Origin of the sequence: Clostridium homopropionicum DSM 5847, from assembly GCF_001263795.1 — a bacterium.
Classification (GTDB): domain Bacteria; phylum Bacillota; class Clostridia; order Clostridiales; family Clostridiaceae; genus Clostridium_H; species Clostridium_H homopropionicum.
Map to the genome: position 1 here is coordinate 87,696 of NZ_LHUR01000021.1, position 19,966 is coordinate 107,661.

At 37.4% G+C, this 19,966-nt stretch carries 19 protein-coding genes and 1 pseudogene; all 20 read right to left on the reverse strand.

Annotation, left to right across the window (positions count from 1 at the left end):
- Positions 1-81: 81 nt before the first annotated feature.
- The 20 genes and pseudogenes from ppsA to CLHOM_RS08030 all read right to left on the reverse strand — a co-directional run bounded on the left by ppsA (position 82) and on the right by CLHOM_RS08030 (position 19,896).
- Positions 82-2,697, reverse strand: a complete 2,616-nt coding sequence (gene ppsA, locus CLHOM_RS07945; RefSeq protein ID WP_052221166.1) for a phosphoenolpyruvate synthase — start codon at positions 2,695-2,697, stop codon at positions 82-84.
- 218 nt (positions 2,698-2,915) lie between these two features.
- Complete coding sequence (locus tag CLHOM_RS07950) at positions 2,916-3,608, reverse strand: DUF6273 domain-containing protein (RefSeq protein WP_242846752.1); 693 nt, start codon at positions 3,606-3,608, stop codon at positions 2,916-2,918.
- A gap of 18 nt (positions 3,609-3,626) precedes the next feature.
- Positions 3,627-4,361, reverse strand: coding sequence for a MerR family transcriptional regulator (locus CLHOM_RS07955; RefSeq protein WP_052221167.1), 735 nt, complete (start codon positions 4,359-4,361; stop codon positions 3,627-3,629).
- A 529-nt stretch (positions 4,362-4,890) separates the two neighbouring features.
- Positions 4,891-5,655, reverse strand: a complete 765-nt coding sequence (locus tag CLHOM_RS07960; RefSeq protein ID WP_052221168.1) for an ABC transporter permease — start codon at positions 5,653-5,655, stop codon at positions 4,891-4,893.
- A complete protein-coding gene (locus CLHOM_RS07965; RefSeq protein WP_052221169.1) occupies positions 5,656-6,417 on the reverse strand; it encodes an ABC transporter ATP-binding protein in 762 nt (253 codons plus the stop codon). It lies immediately after the preceding gene.
- A gap of 53 nt (positions 6,418-6,470) precedes the next feature.
- Entirely contained in the window at positions 6,471-6,659 is a 189-nt protein-coding gene (locus tag CLHOM_RS17880; protein WP_074782919.1) for a cysteine-rich KTR domain-containing protein, read from the reverse strand.
- Between the two features lie 112 nt (positions 6,660-6,771).
- Positions 6,772-7,154 (reverse strand): annotated as a pseudogene (locus CLHOM_RS07970) (DUF1048 domain-containing protein).
- Between the two features lie 9 nt (positions 7,155-7,163).
- A complete protein-coding gene (locus tag CLHOM_RS07975) occupies positions 7,164-7,511 on the reverse strand; it encodes a DUF1048 domain-containing protein (protein WP_052221171.1) in 348 nt (115 codons plus the stop codon).
- Positions 7,511-7,834, reverse strand: coding sequence for a PadR family transcriptional regulator (locus CLHOM_RS07980; RefSeq protein WP_052221172.1), 324 nt, complete (start codon positions 7,832-7,834; stop codon positions 7,511-7,513). Before CLHOM_RS07980 ends, CLHOM_RS07975 begins: the two co-directional genes overlap by 1 nt.
- A gap of 652 nt (positions 7,835-8,486) precedes the next feature.
- On the reverse strand, positions 8,487-9,038 hold the full coding sequence (locus CLHOM_RS07985) for a VanZ family protein (protein ID WP_052221185.1): 552 nt from the start codon (positions 9,036-9,038) through the stop codon (positions 8,487-8,489).
- A 284-nt stretch (positions 9,039-9,322) separates the two neighbouring features.
- Positions 9,323-10,348: a D-alanyl-D-alanine carboxypeptidase family protein gene (locus CLHOM_RS07990; RefSeq protein WP_052221173.1), complete on the reverse strand. Its 1,026-nt coding sequence runs from the start codon at positions 10,346-10,348 to the stop codon at positions 9,323-9,325.
- A 93-nt stretch (positions 10,349-10,441) separates the two neighbouring features.
- Positions 10,442-11,587, reverse strand: a complete 1,146-nt coding sequence (gene vanS, locus CLHOM_RS07995; RefSeq protein WP_074782921.1) for a vancomycin resistance histidine kinase VanS — start codon at positions 11,585-11,587, stop codon at positions 10,442-10,444.
- Positions 11,565-12,263, reverse strand: coding sequence for a VanR-ABDEGLN family response regulator transcription factor (vanR, locus tag CLHOM_RS08000; RefSeq protein ID WP_052221175.1), 699 nt, complete (start codon positions 12,261-12,263; stop codon positions 11,565-11,567). Before vanR ends, vanS begins: the two co-directional genes overlap by 23 nt.
- A gap of 739 nt (positions 12,264-13,002) precedes the next feature.
- A complete protein-coding gene (locus CLHOM_RS08005; protein ID WP_052221176.1) occupies positions 13,003-13,449 on the reverse strand; it encodes an Hsp20/alpha crystallin family protein in 447 nt (148 codons plus the stop codon).
- Between the two features lie 97 nt (positions 13,450-13,546).
- Positions 13,547-14,050 carry a Csac_0668 family 2Fe-2S cluster-binding (seleno)protein gene (locus CLHOM_RS08010; protein ID WP_052221177.1) on the reverse strand — a complete coding sequence of 168 codons (504 nt, stop codon included), beginning with the start codon at positions 14,048-14,050 and terminating at the stop codon, positions 13,547-13,549.
- A gap of 22 nt (positions 14,051-14,072) precedes the next feature.
- Complete coding sequence (locus CLHOM_RS18315) at positions 14,073-14,240, reverse strand: hypothetical protein (RefSeq protein WP_161803210.1); 168 nt, start codon at positions 14,238-14,240, stop codon at positions 14,073-14,075.
- A 3-nt stretch (positions 14,241-14,243) separates the two neighbouring features.
- The gene (locus CLHOM_RS08015; RefSeq protein ID WP_052221178.1) at positions 14,244-15,506 is read right to left on the reverse strand and encodes a Ger(x)C family spore germination protein; all 1,263 of its coding nucleotides are present in this window, start codon (positions 15,504-15,506) and stop codon (positions 14,244-14,246) included.
- Positions 15,503-16,600, reverse strand: a complete 1,098-nt coding sequence (locus CLHOM_RS08020) for a GerAB/ArcD/ProY family transporter (protein WP_052221179.1) — start codon at positions 16,598-16,600, stop codon at positions 15,503-15,505. Before CLHOM_RS08020 ends, CLHOM_RS08015 begins: the two co-directional genes overlap by 4 nt.
- Positions 16,597-18,360, reverse strand: coding sequence for a spore germination protein (locus CLHOM_RS08025; protein ID WP_052221180.1), 1,764 nt, complete (start codon positions 18,358-18,360; stop codon positions 16,597-16,599). Before CLHOM_RS08025 ends, CLHOM_RS08020 begins: the two co-directional genes overlap by 4 nt.
- A gap of 261 nt (positions 18,361-18,621) precedes the next feature.
- Positions 18,622-19,896 carry a recombinase family protein gene (locus tag CLHOM_RS08030; RefSeq protein WP_242846753.1) on the reverse strand — a complete coding sequence of 425 codons (1,275 nt, stop codon included), beginning with the start codon at positions 19,894-19,896 and terminating at the stop codon, positions 18,622-18,624.
- Between the last annotated feature and the right edge of the window lie 70 nt (positions 19,897-19,966).

Consider the following 19,966-nt stretch of genomic DNA (forward strand, 5'->3'; position numbering starts at 1 on the left):
GAGAAAGCGACCTTAATTGAGCCGCCTTCCTAGCTTTCATCTTTTATTTAGCCCCCCAGGAGGAAGATAACATCTTCCTCATTATAGGATTTCTACATACCCTTCTGTTCCATGTACGCGAATTCGTTGCCCATCTTTTATCAGTTTTGTAGCATTTTCCACTCCGACAACTGCTGGTAAGCCATATTCACGTGCGATAACTGCTCCATGGGTCATCAGTCCACCAACTTCGGTGACTAGGCCTTTTATGGATACAAACAATGGTGTCCAGCTAGGGTCAGTAAAGGAGGTTACTAATATATCTCCATCTTCTAGATCAGCATCTTCCATGTTTAAGATGACACGTGCTCTTCCCTCTATCACTCCGGAAGAAACAGGTAGACCTACAATAGCGCCCGCTGGGAGATTTTCTCGTTTGTACTCACCTGCAATGATTTCTCCATCAGACGTGATAACACGTGGGGGAGTTAGTTTTTCATAAAATTTGTACTCGTCCTTTCGTTCGCTGATGACCTGGTAATCCAGTTTATTTGTGCGTACGACTTCGCGAAGTTCTTCAAAAGAGAGATAGTATATATCTTCTTTTTCTTGAATAACGTTTGCTTGTACGAGTTGCTCGGCTTCTTTCAGTAAAGCCTGTTTATAAACGAAGTAGCGATTAATCATGCCGTATTTTGGATATTCACGATAACCGATGAAATTCCGGATGAGACTAATCATTCGTTTTGTTTCTTTAGCTTTTTGTTGACCATCCGGTAATTCCTTCAATCGCTCTACTAACTCTTGTTCTTTTTTCAATGCTTCCTGTAGCCCTTGCTCAAATTTCCGCTTGCTAGCATTAGGCCCAAAGTTTTTGATGTTACTGAGAATCATAGGGACAAGTGTAGCTGGTTTTTCGCTCCAACGAGTTTTCGTAATATCGATTTCCCCGACACATCGCATTCCGTATTTGTTGAGATAAGCATAGATAGCTTCCCGGGTTTCCTGCCCACCATCAAACTTAACCAGTTCATCCAGAAAGCTATCATCTTTTACATGTTGTAAATAATCAATGATTTCCGGATAAGGACGAATCACATCGGCAACATCCAATAACGCCAGACCCATTTCCGAAGTAATATTGTTTTGTACAGATTGAGAAAGGGTATCTGCTGCGTTTTTTTCACCTAACCACTCGTTTACTTTTTCATTAATCCAAGATGAAGCATCTATAGCGGCCATAAACACACTTGAACTTTGTGGGTCAAATAAGATCTTCTTTAATTGCTGGATATCTTCCAGAATAAAATCAAATAAATCTGATCCTGATTTGGTTTGGATGTTTTGTTTTAACTCATCTATCGATGTTTGACTACGCTTAATCAAATCAGAAACGATTGATGGATCGTTTTCGATTTGTGCTTGAAAACCCGTAGACGGCATACCTTTATTGCTTTTACTGGGAATTTGTTCTTTTTTATCACTTGGTAACGATTTTATGAAATCTCCTCGCTCTATGATGGTCATAAGTGTGTCTTTTATGAGGGGATCCGATTTTCCAGAGTTATTTAATAAAACTTCTCTGCTGTCAGGTGAAGCCAGCATAGGTGTAACATCAACAAACAACCTTCCCCCAGCTTTAAACATGGGTGCATTCGTCGTTAACAGGAAAAAAGATAATCCCAATGGTTTCATGGAATCGGTCATCATTTGGTTATGGCCGACAGATATATAAACGTGGTTTTCCTGATCATTTGCTTCAGGGATGGGGTATATAGTAGTGATTGGCCGACTCTGGACAATATAAAATGTATCATCAACCAAACACCATTCGATATCCTGAGGGCAGCAAAAATGTTCTTCGATCTTTCTGCCTATGCGCTCAAGCTGCAAAATCTGCTCATCTGTCAAAGCTTGCCTATTCTGCTGCTCAGGCTCAATATCATGCTTTTTCGTACCGCCACCTTTTAAGGCATAAATAGCCAGCTTCTTGGTGGATATCTTCTTATCGATAATTTTGCCATTACACACTTTATAGGTATCCGTATTCACCAGGCCGGAGACCAGGGCCTCACCAAGTCCGAAGCTGGCGTCAATGGATAACACTTTCCTATTAGAAGTGACGGGATCGGCAGTAAACAAAATTCCTGATGCCTGCGGGAAGACCATCTTCTGAACAACCACAGACAGGTGGACATTACGGTGGTCGAAACCGTTTTGAATGCGGTATGTTACTGCCCTCTCGGTAAATAGGGATGCCCAGCACTTGCTGATATGCTTTAGGATTGCCTTTCTTCCGATAATGTTCAAATACGTATCCTGCTGGCCTGCAAAGGAGGCCGTCGGTAAATCCTCTGCAGTTGCGCTGGATCGTATTGCATAGGCATCTTTCTCACCAAGCCTGGAGAGTAAGTGGGTGATCTCTTCATTAATGTCTTCAGGGATGGCTATCCCTTCGATGACCCTGCGAATCTCACCGCTAAGTTCACCAATTTTATTCCGGTCTTCCACCTTAAGAAGCGATAACTGATCAAGTAATTCGTTAATCAGCGATGTTTCCCCAATGATTCTTTTAAAGGCTTCAGTAGAAATACAAAAGCCATCCGGTACACGAATTCCTTCAATCTTGGAAAGTTCCCCCAGGTTCGCCCCTTTACCCCCAACAACCATGAGTTTTGTTTTGTGAATATCCTGAAAACCAAGCACATAGAAGCTCATACATTTACCTCCTTTAGCAATTCCTTCTTTGATAATTTTGATGATATCCTTTCCATAATAATCCTCTCCAACAAATCGTATTAACATACTATTGCATTATAGCAGTAGCAAATCGGAACAAATAGTCTACATTTACAATTTTTTATATGTTATAATTAAAGTGGAGAGGATTTAATTTTCCTCTTTTCTATCCTGTTGATGAAATATCATGTTTTTTATCATTGAAGATTAATTTTTAGTGCAGGGCGCACGCCGTCACGGGCTGAGCTGTTATTCGCATAGCTGCGAATACTGCAATTTGTACCGATAAAAAACGCACGCGAAGCCTTGTTTCCTTGTGTTCGCAGCCACCACCAGGAACAGCCAAATTCTTCGCCGTTTTTGATGATATAGTTAACTTTTCTCGTTTTATCATATACATATAAGCTGCATCCATCGTTTTTTTTTGTTTTGGCAAAATCCGTTCCAACGGCACGCCGTAAATCCTTGCCGTGTATATCAGATAAATGCTTTATCTCATTAACGCTAAGCAAAAAAACCTTGTCCTCCGTATCTGGGCTGTCTTCTCCGTTGTCCGTGCAATGAGTCGTCTTTATAAATTCCTTTTCAGTGGCAGTGAATGCGGTGTTATAGAATTCATCGTTCAGCCACTTGCGTAAATCACAGTCACGCCACGTAATATCCACGCAATCACGCCACTTAATATCCGCAGACTTGCCGTGATACCGCTTGCAATCCAAAATGTACTCGCTCAAAATGAACAGCTCACTTCCTGAATTTTGCATCACCCGCCACTCTATAGGCGTCCTGTCCGAGCCATCCGCCGTATGTGGATAAATACCGAAAGTAATAATTTCTCCGGGTTTTGCATTTTGCACGTTTTCTTTCATATCCTGTTTTTCTCTATTCATAGCATTCATCCTTTCATTTTAAACATTCTGTTTTTCACTTATTAACTCACATATATAACCAACCAATTCCTTTGTATTACACTCAGCCTCAGATAGGGAAGACAACAGCCAGTCATCCGAATCCTCTATTTCTTCGGATAAAAGCGTATCATTTCCCTTACTTTTTGTTTTCAGCTTTTTTAGCATCCTGCATATGCACTGTGTACTGTAGTTTTCCTGCCTCAAGGCTTTAATGACTCTAAGCAGCTTTATTTCATCCTCCCCATAAACGCGATAGCCATTTTTGCTTCTTGGTACTTCAAGAAGTCCATTTCTCTCCCAGTATACAATGACATTTATTGACACCCCAAGCAGTTTTGCAGCTCCATTCCTATTTAGTGAAATATTCTTTTCTTCAAGTGAATCACTTTTCAATATTTCCCTGATTACTTTCATAACCTCAATTTCATTATTCTTTTCATTTTTTATATGTGTTAAATACTCTCTGCTTAGCTCTAAAGCCTTTCTCAAATCCCCCTGAGCTGCACTTCTTATGATATTTTGAACTTCAAACTTCATATACCATTTAATCATATCGCTTCTTAATGCCATTCTTACCAGTTTCATCTGCTTCAGATGTGTTTCGGTGTAAACCCTGTAGCCATTTTCCTTTCTTTCAACGGGAGCTATATACCCCCATTTCTCGTATAACATAACAGTGTTTGGATGTATCCCAATTATTCTGGAAATTTCAGAAGTACTATAGGTTCTCATTGAATGCCTCCCTCTTTGTTACCCAAATTGTATTTCTCATTATAGCATACAATCAAAACTCTGGTGCGATAGTGGAGGGTTTTAATATTTTGACTGTCTAAGTGTTCTACTGCCAATGTTTAAGTTCTCAAAATAAGCACTTATTCTTTGTTTTTTGCTTAAAGCCTTATAAATGTAATCCATACTAAAGAAGGTGGTCGTTTTTCTCTACTTACATAAACAAATACGCAAAACCCAAACCTTAGCTCAAATATCCTTAGTTCTGCATATTTATTAGACCCCCCTAAAGAAAAATTCCCTCAAACTATCAGTCTGAGGGAACATAAAACACATTTCAATTTTTATCTAAAAATCTTCAAAGCATATGATATATGCCTATTTCTGCTCTATCAACTCTAGCATATCCATTACATTTGTATACAGGAATTATATTACATGTAAATAGAGTAATTTTTACAAATGGATTACCATCTAATAATATTACGAGCTCTTTAAATTTCTAAACTAGATGTACTTATATAAAGATAGGTTATAATTTTTTATAAATCCTCATTGCAAAGATATAAGCAACAACTATTATTGCTATACACCAAGCCAAAGCAGTCCATATCTCATTTCCTACTGGCTGGTTTGCTAATAAGTTACGAATAGCTTCTACGATGGGAGTTACAGGTTGATTTTCTGCAAAGGCACGTACTGCTGAAGGCATAGTATCCGTTGGTACAAAGGCAGAACTGATAAATGGCAAGAAGATGATTGGGTAAGAGAATGCGCCTGCACCATCTGGTGTTTTAGCAGCAAGTCCCGCAATTACAGCAATCCAAGTCAAAGCAAGTGTAAAGATCCCAAGAATTCCAAATACCGCTAACCATTCTAAGATTCCTGCTGAAGAACGGAAGCCCATTAATAATGCAACAAGTATAATTACTACTACAGAAATTCCATTTGAAATTAATGAGGTTAATACATGTCCCCATAATACTGTAGAACGAGCAATAGGCATAGAGTGAAAACGTTCAAAGATACCACGCTCTTTATCTATATACAAACGGTAAGCTACATATGCAATCCCGCTGCCAATAGCCATTAACATTATACCTGGTAATAGATAATTAACATAATTTTCTGTACCTGTTTGGATTGCACCACCAAATACATAAACGAATAATAACATCATTGCAATTGGTGTGATACAAACTGTAATAATTGTATCCATACTTCTAGAAATATGACGCATAGAACGTCCAAACATAACACTCATATCTTTGAAAAAATATTTATTTGTAGATTCCATTTATTTCTCCTCCTTTTTACCAATGATTGTTAGAAATATCTCTTCTAATGTAGGTTGTTTTTCAACATATTCAACTTTTGCAGGTGGGAATAATTTTTTCAATCCTTCGAGTGTATCTAGAGCAATTATTTTTCCACCATGAAGAATAGCGATTTTATCTGCAAGTTGTTCTGCTTCATCTAAATATTGAGTCGTTAAGAATACTGTAGTTCCTGCAGCTGTTAACTCTTTTACAATCTTCCAAACTTCTAAACGTGCTTCTGGATCAAGACCTGTTGATGGCTCATCTAGGAAAATAATCTTTGGATTTCCCACAAGACTCATTGCGATATCAATTCTTCTTTTCATACCTCCAGAGTAAGTACCCACTCTGCGGTCTGCAGCCTCTGACATGCCAAAACGATTAATTAACGCATCTGCTGCTTGATTTGGATTTTTAAGATGTCTAAGTTTTGCAATCATTTGAAGATTTTCACGTCCAGTCAAAATTTCATCAATAGCAGCAAACTGACCAGTAAGACTTATAGAACCTCTAATGTCCCCTGGATTTTTTTCAATATCAAAACCATTGATCACAACACTTCCAGCATCTGCTTTAAGTAAAGTAGCCATAATTCTAATCATCGTTGTTTTTCCGGCTCCATTGGAACCTAGTAATGCAAAGATACCTCCCTGCTCTACTTCAAAATCTACTCCTTTGAGTACTTCTACATCTTTATAAGATTTCTTTACCCCTTTAATTTGTATGATATTTTTTTTCATTCTCTTTTCCTCCTCTATAAATAAAGAGCCGACAACTGTGATTTAACTCACGGTTATCGGCTCTGCGTCTTAGCGTCTGGCTCTTTGATAACTGATATATTCAGTTGTTTTACATTGATTATCGTTTCCTGTTTACACTTAGGACAAAATAGCGGGAAGTTTTCAAGTACCGTATCAACACCTATCTTGACCCGTGTTTTGTTGCCACAGACCGGGCATAATATCCACTGGTATTTACACACTCTACCATCCCCTTACTTGATGTTGTTGTTGACCGCTATCATTTTAATGCCTGCAAATATTAAGCTGCTTTTCAATGTACTCCACCTTTGCGGGAGGCGCAGACCTTTCATTTCAATTGCTTTTTCCATCCCGATATCCGCCTTTTACTTTGTTTTATCCGTAACCTTTTTCATAGCCTTGTTAACTTCTTGGTTAACAGATTCTTGATAGATGTCAGCGTAAGTTTTTGAATCTTTGATTAGATCGTCGCAGAAAGCCGCTACGTCACTGCCCGTCACTTCCAGCACGCCTTTCCCCAATGCCGCGCCCTCTTCAAAAAGATCAATAATCCCCGAGAGCAAACTCATCCCGTCGGTTAGCTCAACAGGGCCGACCTTAAAGAGATATTTTTGAATCTCTTTATAAACAATCTGATAATCTTGCGGGAGCGCTTTGACACGCGCCACGTGCGCTCGCCACTCTTTTTTGCCTTCGATGATATCTTGTATTCTCATTTTATCCTCCTATTTACCTAATTTTTTAGCGATATTATTGTTGAGTTGCTCGCGCCACTTGTCGCGAAAAGACTTTGCCCCTTCTTCGCCGACCAGCGCTGAACAGAAGCCTTTGATATCGTCACCCAAAACCTCTTGGACACTCTGACCGTTCGCCGCCGTTTCTTCGAGCAGTCCAAGCACACCGTCAAGAATTGGCATGAGGTTACGACCGGTGAAATCTGAGTGCAGCCAAAGATTGGCATTAATTTTTTCCCATGCCGCTTTATACTCAGCCGGCAGCTTTTTGGCTCGCGATTCAAAAGTTTTCAATTCTTTAGTCATGTCGCTTCCCGTAATTTTTTCCCAAAAATTCATTATTTTTTCTCCTTTAACTCATTAATTTTTGATGATACGAATTCCCATCTTTCCCAGAACCTCCTCAGCTCCTCACGCCCCGCGTCGTTGAGCGTGAAAAACTTTCGCGGCGGTCCCATATCGGATGGTTTTTTTTCTATGTCCACGAGTTTATTCTTCTCAAGTCGCACCAAAATGGTGTAAACTGTCCCATCCACAACGTCCGAAAATCCGAGGGCGTTCAGCCGCCGCGTGATCTCGTAACCGTAGATTTTCTCGTGGCTGATGATTTCAAGAACACAGCCTTCCAGCACGCCTTTGAGCATTTCTGTAAGGTTCTCCAACGTAACCCCTCCTTGCTATTCTGTATGACTTGTATTCAGCATTACTTACTACTACTATATAGTATCACACAGTAGTGGTAATGTCAATATGATATGTTTATTTTTATCAGCGGGATTTAAAATAATACTAAGGATGATAACAATCACCTTATAATAGTGCCAGTAGAAGCTAAGCTTAAATATGAGTGCCTTTAAGGCACTCTACGCTGTTTAGTTATAGCATAGGGTGCCTTGAAAACAGAAAAAGAAGAATCCCAACCACTAGATATTTGACATTTAACTCACTCCATCTCTATATTTAACGTTTGATTGTATTCAAATCTATATAAGGGGGTCGTTTTCCTCTATCAACATAAACAAATGCGCAAAACCTATACCTTAGCGCAAATATCCTTAGTTCTGCGTATTTGTGTGACCCCCTAAAGCAAAATTCCCCCAAACTATCAGTCTGAGGGAACATGTCAATAATATTACCTAGGTATCAACTTAACATAGGTGTATACCTACATATTGTAGTTGTCCGTATCATATATTATGAATTTGTTGCAGGTTGCGTTTTCTATAAGAGCTACGCAGTAGTTTTGGTACTGAAAATGCTTAATTCTACGTTCCTTTTGTGTAGGGTATCTTCTTGAATATGCAATAAAAATATTCAGAATCTCATTTTCACCATGAATAATAAATACAATATAGCAGGTAATCCTACGATAGCAGATAGTATTGTGATTGCAGTATGTACTTTTTTCTCATCTCGTAATATAAATAATAAAAACTTATACCCTAAAATACCAATCCATCCACCCAAACAATTTAGAATTATATCATCAATATCTGATACTCCGATGCCTAAAAGCCCCTGAATGATTTCAACAAATAAACTCACTATGAATATAAATAAGAGATTGACTAATACTCTTTTATCTTTTTTAAATAATGGCAAATATATACCAAGGGGAATAAAAATAACTATATTTCCAACCACATTGCCGAAAGCGAATCTTCTTAAAGTATCAGAGCTGCCAGATATATATTCCATTATACTATGAAAAGGAATGAGATTGATTGACCTAAATAAAGTCCTTTGACTATTAAACAGCTCAAAAGGTGAAGCTCTTGATAAGAGCAATATTTTAATTAACAAAAGTATGTAACAAATGAAAATACCATATAGAAATACTGCTTTAATTCGTTTTCGTTTCTTCATAATTCCTCCATTTTTCATTTCATCACTATTGTTTTTGACCTTTGTTTTTGTATAGCGGTTCCGGTCAAAGTACATCTTGGCATAGAAGATTATTTTTCTTTGTATCCTGCGGGTCGGCAGTAAGAATGGAAACAACTGAGTAATTCTTTTTCTTTTCATGTCCGTACCTCCTTTCGGGAATGTAAAAGCCTGTCCGCACCGGCAATTTCATCTTACCGAAATCAGGCAGGCGATGTTGGAATTTTTGCTTATGAAAATCTTAATAAATTCTTATGAAGAACTTATTATTTTCCTATACTGTTGTATACAGCTAATGCATCGGTAATATTATACTGTTCCGAATGGTGATCCCCTTTCGCACCAGCTGAAATCAGAATATATTCTTGTTTACCTACTTTGGCGAGACTCGCGAGACATAGGCCGGCTTCATCGGTATATCCAGTTTTTCCTTCTAAAATTTCCCCATCAATAATGTTTTGATTGTTGAGTTCTTTAAACATGGTACTGTACAAGGTTATCCCACCAGGGTGCTTATTAGTAGATGGTGTGAAATGATGGGATGGAGCAAAAATCTCCCGGAAAGTATCATTTTGCAAAGCATAGCTTAGAAGAATAGCCAGATCTTTGACTGTTGTGTAGTGGTTTTCATTGTGAAGTCCGGTTGCATTTTCAAAATGGGTATTGCCCATACCAAGATCTGCCGCCTTTTGATTCATTATTTTTACAAAATTCTGCTCTGATCCCGCAATCTGATCAGCAAGTCCAATACAGCACTCCGCACCGCTCGGCAGCATTACTCCGTATAACAGATCGATTGCCCTGACCTGCTCACCCAGTTTGAAACCTGCCATTGATGCATCTGCTTCGTACAGCCCCTGAAACGTAGAATTGGATAGTTTGATTTCTTCCTTCAGATCAGGTAAATTTTCTATCGCAACAATGGCTGTCATCATTTTAGTCAAAGAAGCAGGATAGATTTTTTCTTCACTATTTTTCTGCATCAGAATGGTATAATCTTTTAAACGGATCAGAATCGCATTAGGACTGTTCAGCTTATCGGGAGATATGGAAACAGAGGGATCGAGTTCTATGTTTGACGAGGGAGCCGATGTTGTTCTATCGTCAGAAGAATAGGGCGTTATCTTTAAAGAAGAATATAACGTGGTTTTATCGTCATATTCTTTCTCAAAGATGTGCTGGTATCCTAGAATAATGATGGATTTATAAACAAAAGCAGTAATTCCAACCATCAACAGAAATGCCACAGATATGAGTATTTTTGACTTTTTCTTTTTTACTTTTCGTACCATAATAAAACAACTCCTTATTCTGTGCTGATATTATTTAAACACAGAAGAAGGAGCTATGTTGGAATTCTATCTTATGAACTTCTTAAGATTTTCTTATGACGGAAGCTTTACTGTAAATTTAGTATTTTCTGTGTTGCTTTCCACAAAGATTGTTCCATCGTGAGCCGTGACAATTTCTTGTGCTATTGCCAAACCTAACCCTGCTCCACCGGTGTTTGTGGAACGTGCAGAATCTAATCGATAAAATTTTTCAAAAATAGTTTCAAGCTTTGCCTTCGGGATTGAATTTCCCTGATTAGTAAAAGTTATAACAATATTTTTGTCTTGCTGTTTAGCAGAAATGTCAATGACGCTGTTTTCATAGCTATAGGCTATGGCATTTTTCAGAATATTATTGAACACACGAGCCAGTTTGTCTGCATCTCCCCACAGAGTGAGGCCGTCAGGCACATTGACGGACACCTGCTTTTCCTGTGGAGTTAGCATAGGATAGAATTCATCTGCCATCTGCTGGAGCATGAACAGTAAATTGATTTTTTCTTTATTCAAAACAATAGTTTGAAGATTAAATCTTGTGATCTCAAAAAACTCATTTATAAGCTGCTCTAATCGATAAGCTTTTTCCAAGGTAATGCCAACATATTTTGCCTTCTGTTCAGGAGGCATATCAGGAGCTTCATCCAAAAGACTTAAGTATCCTATAACAGAGGTCAGAGGTGTCTTTATATCATGAGCCAAGTAAACTACCAAATCATTTTTGCGCTGCTCGGCATCAAGTGCAGCTTTCTTTTGTTTTTCCAAGTTGTTTTTTATCTGATTAAGCTTATTTTCCATAAAATCCAATTCCGGTGATAATGTAATTTTATCATCGGATTCCTCAGCAAGTTTATTCATTCCAGCACTGACTTCATCGAAATATTTAGTAAACCAAGAAATCGAAAATTTAAGTGAAATAACCAGGAATACAAAAATTACAATTAATGTAACAGTTTCTATATTCCTGTAAAATATAAGCCGATAAATTAGTAGCGCAACGTTTTCTCGCAAATGAAACGTATTCATTAAAAAGCGTACAATAGTATCTCCAAAACTAAAGCGTTCTTGAATTGTAAAACGTAGGAGGATAACAGTTGCAGCCGTCACAAAAACAATAAGGAGCATTCGAAAAAATACTTTCCTTTTTAATTTTGTATAATCATTCCTCCTTTTATCTCTCTTACTTTTCAATTTTATAGCCAACCCCCCATACCGTTTTGATATATTTAGGATGCTCTGCGCTGTCGTGCATTTTTTCTCTTAAATGACGGATATGAACCATTACCGTATTATTGCTGTTAGTAAAATATTTGTCTCCCCATACCTCATGGAACAATTCTTCCGAACTGACCACCCGTCCGCGATTTGAGCAAAGGACCCAAAGAATTGAAAACTCTGTAGGAGTGAGAGATAGCTTTTTTTCATTCAGCGTACATTCATGGGTATCCATGTCCAAAACCAGGCTGGAAAAAGTGATCTGGTGTTCTTCCTGGTTTAGCACCGCAGAATTATATTTGGTAAATCTCCGGAGCTGTGCCTTTACACGGGCAACAAGTTCCAAAGGGCGAAACGGTTTAGTGATATAGTCGTCCGCACCTAATGTCAACCCCGTAATCTTATCGATTTCTTCTTCTTTGGCTGTCAGCATGATAACCGGGAAATTATGTTTTTCCCTAATTTTCTGGCAGAGAGTAAAGCCATCAATATCCGGCATCATGACATCAAGTATCGCAAGCTCTAACTGTTCCGACTCAACACACCGGAACGCATCTTGACCGTTATAAAATTTGTATATTGTAAAACCTTCATTTTTTAAATAAACTTCAATTAGGTCCGCTATGGACTGCTCATCGTCTACAACCAAAATATTTATACTCATAAGTTCTATCCCTTCTTCCTAATTAAGCACTCATTATTATAGTACCGCAAAACAAAAATTTATATCATATTAATTTTCTTATGAAAACCTTAAGGTTTTATTAATATAGGCTTAATCTATTTCCCATACTAATATAAAAGACTGCCATATGAAATACAATACTTTCATAGACAGCCTAAGTATATTTTTACAATTTGCAACTTGAAAAATAAGCCTATGGTACCAGGTACAGCACCTAAGAACTTATTTCACTAAAAATCCGAGAGTCACAATCATCATCTGTACAACTCTAGCTCTCGGAAACCCCTTGTTTTCTACACTTTTTCGTATCTTACTTCTCAACTCTTGACATCAAGATAACACACTCCACATGGCTCGAGAGGACAGAACGAATGTCTTTCTAGCTTTCCGTTCTCGGGAACATATCCACGGCATTTTTTTCACTATCGGTAGACGGAAACATATCCACTACATTAGCATAGATAAACAGAATGTGCTGGTAAAACAAAATCTACTCTTTTTTCTGATAAGCTTTATTAGCTAGATCTAATACTTGTTGAGTTTGTTCTTCACTGTAGCCCAGTTTTCGCATTGCCCACATAATAGCAATTTCCTTTTTTTCCATACCAAAAAAACATTAGAAACATTATGCTTAAATTTAGCATTAAAATCTTATATAGTTTAAGTTTTCTAACATACAAAAGCACACTGATATCAATTATCAGTGTGCTTTTGTATATTACTCGATCATAATGCGTTTTGAAGTGTCAACTTGTTCCTTTTTAGGCACTTTAATTGTCAATACGCCTTCTTCTAATTTTGCTTGAATCCCTTCATCATTTGAATCTGCAAGCAGTATGCTTCGTGACATTTGAGCATATCTTCTCTCTCGATGAATGAATTTTTTGCTCTTGTCTTCTGAAACTTCCTCTTTCTTAACAGAAAGATTGAGTCTTCCTTCATTCAATGTAATTTCTACATCTTCTTTCTTTACTCCTGGAAGTTCAGCTTCTATTATATATTCTGTATCGTTGTCTTGAATGTCAATTTTAAATGTATCTGCCGCTAAACTTCTTTGGACTGGCCAACTGCCTGTAAAAAAGTCATCAAGCATGTTGGAAAAATCATCAAAACCAATGTTCATCAAATCATTTCGTTTTCTGTTGAATGGAATTAATCCTGCCATGATAATCACTCCTTTACATTTTTTTAATTTTTTTGTTAGCACTCTCGACTAACGAGTGCTAACTTTAATTATTTTATACACCATTTATTTTTACTTGTCAATATTTTTTCTCTATTTTTTTAAATTTCATAGTCAATCCTTTATCAATAGCTTCCTGAATAATCTTATGGCAACATACGCCTAGAGGATTGTTTTCTTTGCAATTAGAATTTTTCATTGCTCCAGTTATAGCATTTACTTCTTTTACTGTTTTTGCATCGTGTTTAATTACAGCCTCTATTACTTGGTCTTCGGTAACTTTACTGCAATAGCATGCATACTTCGGATTTGCATCTTTTTTAAACCAGATAGGAACTCTAACTTGATTTTTCAAGAACTTAATTCCATTATCCACGTTATAGTAGACAACACTGCACTCTTCATTCATGCAAATCTTATATCGCCCTCCCTCAACGGCATTGCGATAATTGTCTTCTACTAAGTGTTCAACGGTTACCCCACTAACGGAAACTCCTTCATTATTGCATACCGGACAAGTATCCTTTGTTTGTTCAATTTTTTTAGTATTGCACTCACAACAACATTCATTATCAATTTTCATATTATTAATCTCCTAAACTTTATTAATTACGTAAAAAAAATAAAACATAACTAGATATCACAAGTGTAGCCACTATTAAAAGCAGCATTCCTAACGCACCTAATCTATTTTTAATAGACAAATTATAGTTTGTATAGCTTATTGGGTAGGCTACCATACCAATAATAAGCATCATAATAATCATGTTCATTTTTTATTCATCCCTCACATTGTTATCTGAATTTCTCAGGAGGCCTCCAGTTCTTCTTATTTTGAAATCTACTTTAACCTCTACTTTTGCTTCCATGAATTTTTCATTCCAGTTATATTTTTCCCACTCATTAATGGTCAAAAAGTGCTTGACTGCCGTTCTCCCAAAATTGAAAGGATCTGTATTTAGTGATTGACATTTATGAATAACACTAGTGATGCCTTTTTCCAAGTATCTGGTCATTTCGTTTTCAATTATTCCTATCATTTCTTCGCTTTCATAATTAATACCACTTTGAATTGCTAATATATCTCCTTCCGTTTTAACTTCTAGGCTTATTATCGGTCTGTCGTTGTCAAAATAAATTTTTAAATTCGGCTTCCTGGAAACCCTTGTATCAATAGGTATTATCCACTTAGAAGCCTCGGGATCTTGAATGGTGAATATCCCTTTTTTAAATTCTCCTCTAATTAACATCATCATTCTTGTTTCATGTCCATTTAGCTTACCGACCATGTTATCTTTGACAAACAATGCACTTCCAAGCAATTCGATAGTATTGCCGCCCTTCCTTTGTGTATCTCCAGCAAAATATTGCCCTGTATTTTTAACCCCCTCATTATAAGACTCCCCCTCCTCGTCAAAGTTTTTCTTGTGTACACTTCCTAAAGGTAGGACAGCCTGTCTATAGGTTGACTTAATTCCATTGTAAAAATCATTCAAGGATATTTTAGGATAAAAACCTGTGTTTTCTCCTTGCCTTATCAAGGACACTACTGCCCGGGAAGGGCTGCCTTGATTACATTCTTCTGTCTTTTCAACAAATTCTTGAGCATTTCCCCGAACAACTATAACATTCAACGTTCTTCTTATCTCCCTAAAGCGAACAAGAGGTGTAATGTATTCTCCCATTAAACCACTTTGTGCAAGATCTTCAGAGATTACAAGCAATGAAGCATGGGTGAAATCCAGTTTTTGAGGAATATTCGTATTAAACAAGTCAATTCCTCCATTAAAAGAAGGGGCGTCAATTGTAATTGTTTTGGTCTGCGTTTGCTGTGAGGATTCACTTCCTTTATTTGAACTGTCATCACCATTTTGCATACTTGCAATTTTTACAGTGATTCTCCACTTGTCTGTAATACCTTGATCAATACCAATCATCTGTACAAACGAAACTGAAGTCGCCTCTCTAGCATCATAACAGGCGGTCAAAGTGAATATCTGCATTATAATGGTAATAATTAAAAGGATTTTTTTCTTCATTGAGAGCTACCTCCGTATTTCTTTTTTATCTTAGCTATCGCGAGAGTGATCACAGGAGGTATAAAATAAAAGGCCCACCCATAGCTCCTAATCATACTTACTATGCCATTTGTAAGTTGAATAATGTTTTGAGGAATTAAAGCAAGAAAAACAACGATAATCCCTAAGGGAATTATAATCGGTCTTTTGTCATCAAGTTCAAATATATAAGCATATATGATAATCAGGACATAAAATAAAGCTGCTACAGATATAACTGTACTGATATTCCAAAGGAAAAAGAATAATGGTTCGATCCTTTGTATAAACTCTCCATATTCAATAAGCGAAACCATCAAATAAATTGGAGCCGTAATCTCCTCTCCTGTATAATAAGGAAAAGCAAGTGAAAATGCTAGTAATGCTGTAGTTACTATAGAAGCAGAGAAGATTAAGCTTAAATAAGCCGCTCGTTTCGCATGCTTTATGCCATGAAGCGAACCAATTATTACTCCAATAATAATTATTTCACCATAGACAGAGGATCTTTGAATCCCTGTCAGCACTGTTGTATCTAATCCATTACCTAAAATGGGGAAAAGGCGATGGAATTCATATAACTTCATAGACAATACCAACACCGAAATATATAATAATAGCAGAAAAAAAGCCATTAGCTTGGAAAACCGTGCTATCGTTTCAAGTCCCCAGTAAGCTAAAACACCTACTGCCACAAATAATAATATTAAAAGATAACTTGGAGGACTTTGAGGAAGGTCGTATACCTCCATTATTTCAATAAATTCTCTGCTATTTGCAGCCACAGTAACAAGAATTGATGCGAATAAAATAAATGAGAGTATTTTCCCCACTACTCTTCCATATACAACTTCATATATCTCCATTATTGTTTTGTTTGGGTATATCGACAATAGCCTGATTAGCAAAACAGTAACTATAAAAGCAACAAATGCAGATATGATCGTCATATACCAGCCAGCTGTTCCAACTTTAGCGGCGACTACAGAAGGACTGGAAAAAAATACCTTTGATGAGATAGTTATTGTTAACAACGCTATGGTTTCATGGGCTCCAAACTTGCCATCCTTTATCATTCATCATCACCTCGCTGATTTTTGCCATTTCTTTTTCGGTTGGGTGTGTTGAAAGGGTCTGAGCGCATACTTTGGTTAAATAGGGGTTGACGAATGATTGAATCTGGATTAATCTTTGCGCTAGGTGCAACGGGTGCCAAGAAAGGCACACCAAAAGATTTCATATAACACGCCATTGATGCAATTAGAATAAAAGCAAGAGATATTCCATAAAAACCTGCTATCGCTCCCCCAAAAACAAAGATAAACCGTATTATACGAACTGCTAAAGCCATAGAATAATTAGGCATGGTGAAACTACCCAAGCCTGTTAAAGCAATTATTACAATTAGAATTGGACTAACAAGCCCCGCTTGTACTGCTACCTGACCCAAAATCAAAGCTCCAACAATGCCCAATGTCTGACCAATCACACCAGGTATTCGAACCCCACCTTCACGGACCAATTCAAAGGCAATTTCCATTAGCAGAAGCTCAACAATTGTTGGAAAAGGAACAGCTTCCCTAGACTTTACGATTGACTCCAAGAAAGGGGTTGGAATCATTTGATGGTGATACAACACTAAGGCAACATACAGTCCCGGAATTAACAAAGCTGACATGACCCCAATAAATCTGATGATCCTCAGGAAAGTACCGTATTGCCATCTCAGCATCGAATCTTCAGAGGAGTGAAATAATCTGTAAAAAGTCACCGGAGCAGCTAAAGCAAATGGATCACCTTCTGTAATAATCACTACCTGCCCTTCTACTAAAAACGAAGCAGCTCTATCAGGTCTCTCAGTGGAAACGACCTGTGGAAACGGCATGAGATAATTATCTTCAATTAACTGCTCTAGCATACCATTACCAGCAATAAAGTCGGTGTCAATTTCGGTAATGCGACGACGCACCTCTTCCACTATTTTAGGGTTAGTAATCCCTTCAATGTAAATTATTGCGCTGTTGACTTTATTTAATTTTCCAGTCGGGATAATTTCAGTGATAAGCTTTTCATTTTTTATTATTCTTCGAAGCAAGGTAATATTCGTTCTCAAGTTCTCTGTAAATCCTTCTTGTGACCCCTTTACCACCTGTTCTGTAATAGGTCTGTCAATGTTTCTTTTTTCAAATCCCCGTGTTTCCATCATCAGCGCTTCTGAACAATCATCGATAAACAAAACCGACAAACCATTAAGGATTTGAGGTTTAATTTCATTAAAATTAGTAGCTTTTGTAATCTCCGATATGGATAATACACTATCCTTGATATAGTCAATTGGGCAAGTTCCAGAAAAATCATTAAAATTTTCAGGCCTCATTAACTGAGGAAGTATAAATTGATTTATAGACGTTTTATCAACCATACCATCAACAAAGACCAGAAAAGCTTTTGTTTTTCTGGCCATTTTAAATTCCCTGATAATTAAATCTTGATTTCTAGGCATACTAAAGATTTCTTCGATATATTTTTTATTGGATGCTATGTTTTTGAAAACGGTAGCTGAAGGCATATTTTTAGAGTGACTATACTCATCTGGTCTACTATTCCTCTCCCTCTTCCATTGTTCAACTTTAATTGGTTTTATAATTTGTGATACTTCATTTTGATTCCTGTCTTTCTGCTCATTTTGCTTTTGGTCTTTTTCATATTCAGAGGAATCAACCTTCTCGGTTCTATCAATTTCATATTTGTCTTCTAGTAATTCGAACCCGCCCTCATTATTCATTGGTCTAGTATATTTAAAAAGTTTTAGTATTTTTAAGAACACATTTAGCATTATCACACTTCCTTATTCAAGCAAATTTAAAGGGCATTTACCAAAAATATTAGTAATTCCACTCTTATTAAAAGATTATGCCCTTTTTTGCCTAAATAATTCATTTACCCAGCAACATCTGGCAATATACATACCCACTAGTCACGACTACATTAACTATAACTAGTATGCTGCCCGGACTTAAACCTGCATCAATCACTTTTACCCGCAGTAACAGAGAATAGAATCTTTAAACTTCATATTTTATAGTATAATATCTTTCTATATATCAATTTCAACACCTGATTTGAATTCAACGGTGAGTTTATCATCAAATACCGTAATTTTTTCAATAAGCCGCCTTACCAGTTGCTCATCATATTCCTCCAGCTCGTAGGACTGCTCATTTAGGAAGTCTGTCATCTCAGTGATTCGTTGCCTTTTTCCTTCACGCTCCGCATTCTCCACAAGTGCATTTTGCTTCAACTCCCGGAGACGGTATATCTCATCTGCCACATCATCGTAATCATTCTTTGACTTTGCTTGTTTGAGAAGCTCCTTCTGCAATTCTTCCAATTTGCTATCAATATCATCGGTAGCATTATCATTTTCCTCATTAAGTACTGTTGCTATGTTTTTCAGCAGTACCTGAAGGAATGGTTCTTTGTTGGCTAATAGTTCATTAATAGCTTTTACAACCGCTGTCTGCAATGTTTCCTCATTTACGGTAGGGGAGGTACAGTCAGACCCCTTTTCCTCCAAGCGGCTGACGCATCTCCAAACAATAGACTTGTAGCCTCGGTTATTCCAGTGTACCCTGCGGTAAATATCACCGCATTGTCCACAGTAAACTATGCTCGATAAAGCATACTTGCTGCTATAAACTCTCTTTTTACTGCTCTTACCGCTTCGGATGTTCGTCCTTCTTACCATCTCTTCTTGAACCTGCATAAAAAGGTCACGCGGTATGATAAGCTCATGGCTGTTTTCTACATAGTACTGGGGAACAATTCCGTTATTCTTGACTCGCTTTTTGGAAAGGAAATCTACCGTATAGGTTTTTTGCAAGAGGGCATCTCCGATGTACTTTTCATTCTGTAATATCTTCTTTAATGTTTCTGGTCTCCATTTTGCTTTGCCCGCTGCTGTAAGAATACCATCTGCCTCTAATCCTCTTGCTATCTGCAAAAGGCTCGCTCCCTCAAGGTATTCTCTGTAAATTCTTTTTACAATTTCTGCACCCTCTGGGTCAATCACCAGGTGCTTGTTTTCATCCTTGGTATATCCCAAGAAACGATTGTGGTTCACCTGAATTTCACCTTGCTGATATCGATACTGGATACCTAGCTTAACATTCTGGCTTAAGGACTGGCTCTCCTGCTGGGCAAGGGAGGCCATAATAGTTAGCATGATTTCGCCCTTGGAATCCATTGTGTTGATATTCTCTTTTTCAAAGAACACGGCGATATTCTTATCCTTTAGTTGACGGATGTATTTAAGGTAGGGTAGAACTATATCGCCTTTCCTTATAGGTAGATTTATATAGCCCTCCCTCAGAACCGAACGTACACCTTTCAATGTATTCGGCTCGCCAGTTGTTTCTAAAAAAAAATTATTCTATTTTATG

Bases quoted from the DNA above. Each gene is read 5' to 3' on its own strand.
- ppsA (WP_052221166.1), bottom strand. From the start codon at position 2,697: ATGAGCTTCTATGTGCTTGGTTTTCAGGATATTCACAAAACAAAACTC.
- CLHOM_RS07950 (WP_242846752.1), bottom strand. From the start codon at position 3,608: ATGAATAGAGAAAAACAGGATATGAAAGAAAACGTGCAAAATGCAAAA.
- CLHOM_RS07955 (WP_052221167.1), bottom strand. From the start codon at position 4,361: ATGAGAACCTATAGTACTTCTGAAATTTCCAGAATAATTGGGATACAT.
- CLHOM_RS07960 (WP_052221168.1), bottom strand. From the start codon at position 5,655: ATGGAATCTACAAATAAATATTTTTTCAAAGATATGAGTGTTATGTTT.
- CLHOM_RS07965 (WP_052221169.1), bottom strand. From the start codon at position 6,417: ATGAAAAAAAATATCATACAAATTAAAGGGGTAAAGAAATCTTATAAA.
- CLHOM_RS07975 (WP_052221171.1), bottom strand. From the start codon at position 7,511: ATGAATTTTTGGGAAAAAATTACGGGAAGCGACATGACTAAAGAATTG.
- CLHOM_RS07985 (WP_052221185.1), bottom strand. From the start codon at position 9,038: ATGAAGAAACGAAAACGAATTAAAGCAGTATTTCTATATGGTATTTTC.
- CLHOM_RS07990 (WP_052221173.1), bottom strand. From the start codon at position 10,348: ATGGTACGAAAAGTAAAAAAGAAAAAGTCAAAAATACTCATATCTGTG.
- vanR (WP_052221175.1), bottom strand. From the start codon at position 12,263: ATGAGTATAAATATTTTGGTTGTAGACGATGAGCAGTCCATAGCGGAC.
- CLHOM_RS08005 (WP_052221176.1), bottom strand. From the start codon at position 13,449: ATGGCAGGATTAATTCCATTCAACAGAAAACGAAATGATTTGATGAAC.
- CLHOM_RS08010 (WP_052221177.1), bottom strand. From the start codon at position 14,050: ATGAAAATTGATAATGAATGTTGTTGTGAGTGCAATACTAAAAAAATT.
- CLHOM_RS18315 (WP_161803210.1), bottom strand. From the start codon at position 14,240: ATGAACATGATTATTATGATGCTTATTATTGGTATGGTAGCCTACCCA.
- CLHOM_RS08015 (WP_052221178.1), bottom strand. From the start codon at position 15,506: ATGAAGAAAAAAATCCTTTTAATTATTACCATTATAATGCAGATATTC.
- CLHOM_RS08020 (WP_052221179.1), bottom strand. From the start codon at position 16,600: ATGATAAAGGATGGCAAGTTTGGAGCCCATGAAACCATAGCGTTGTTA.
- CLHOM_RS08025 (WP_052221180.1), bottom strand. From the start codon at position 18,360: ATGCTAAATGTGTTCTTAAAAATACTAAAACTTTTTAAATATACTAGA.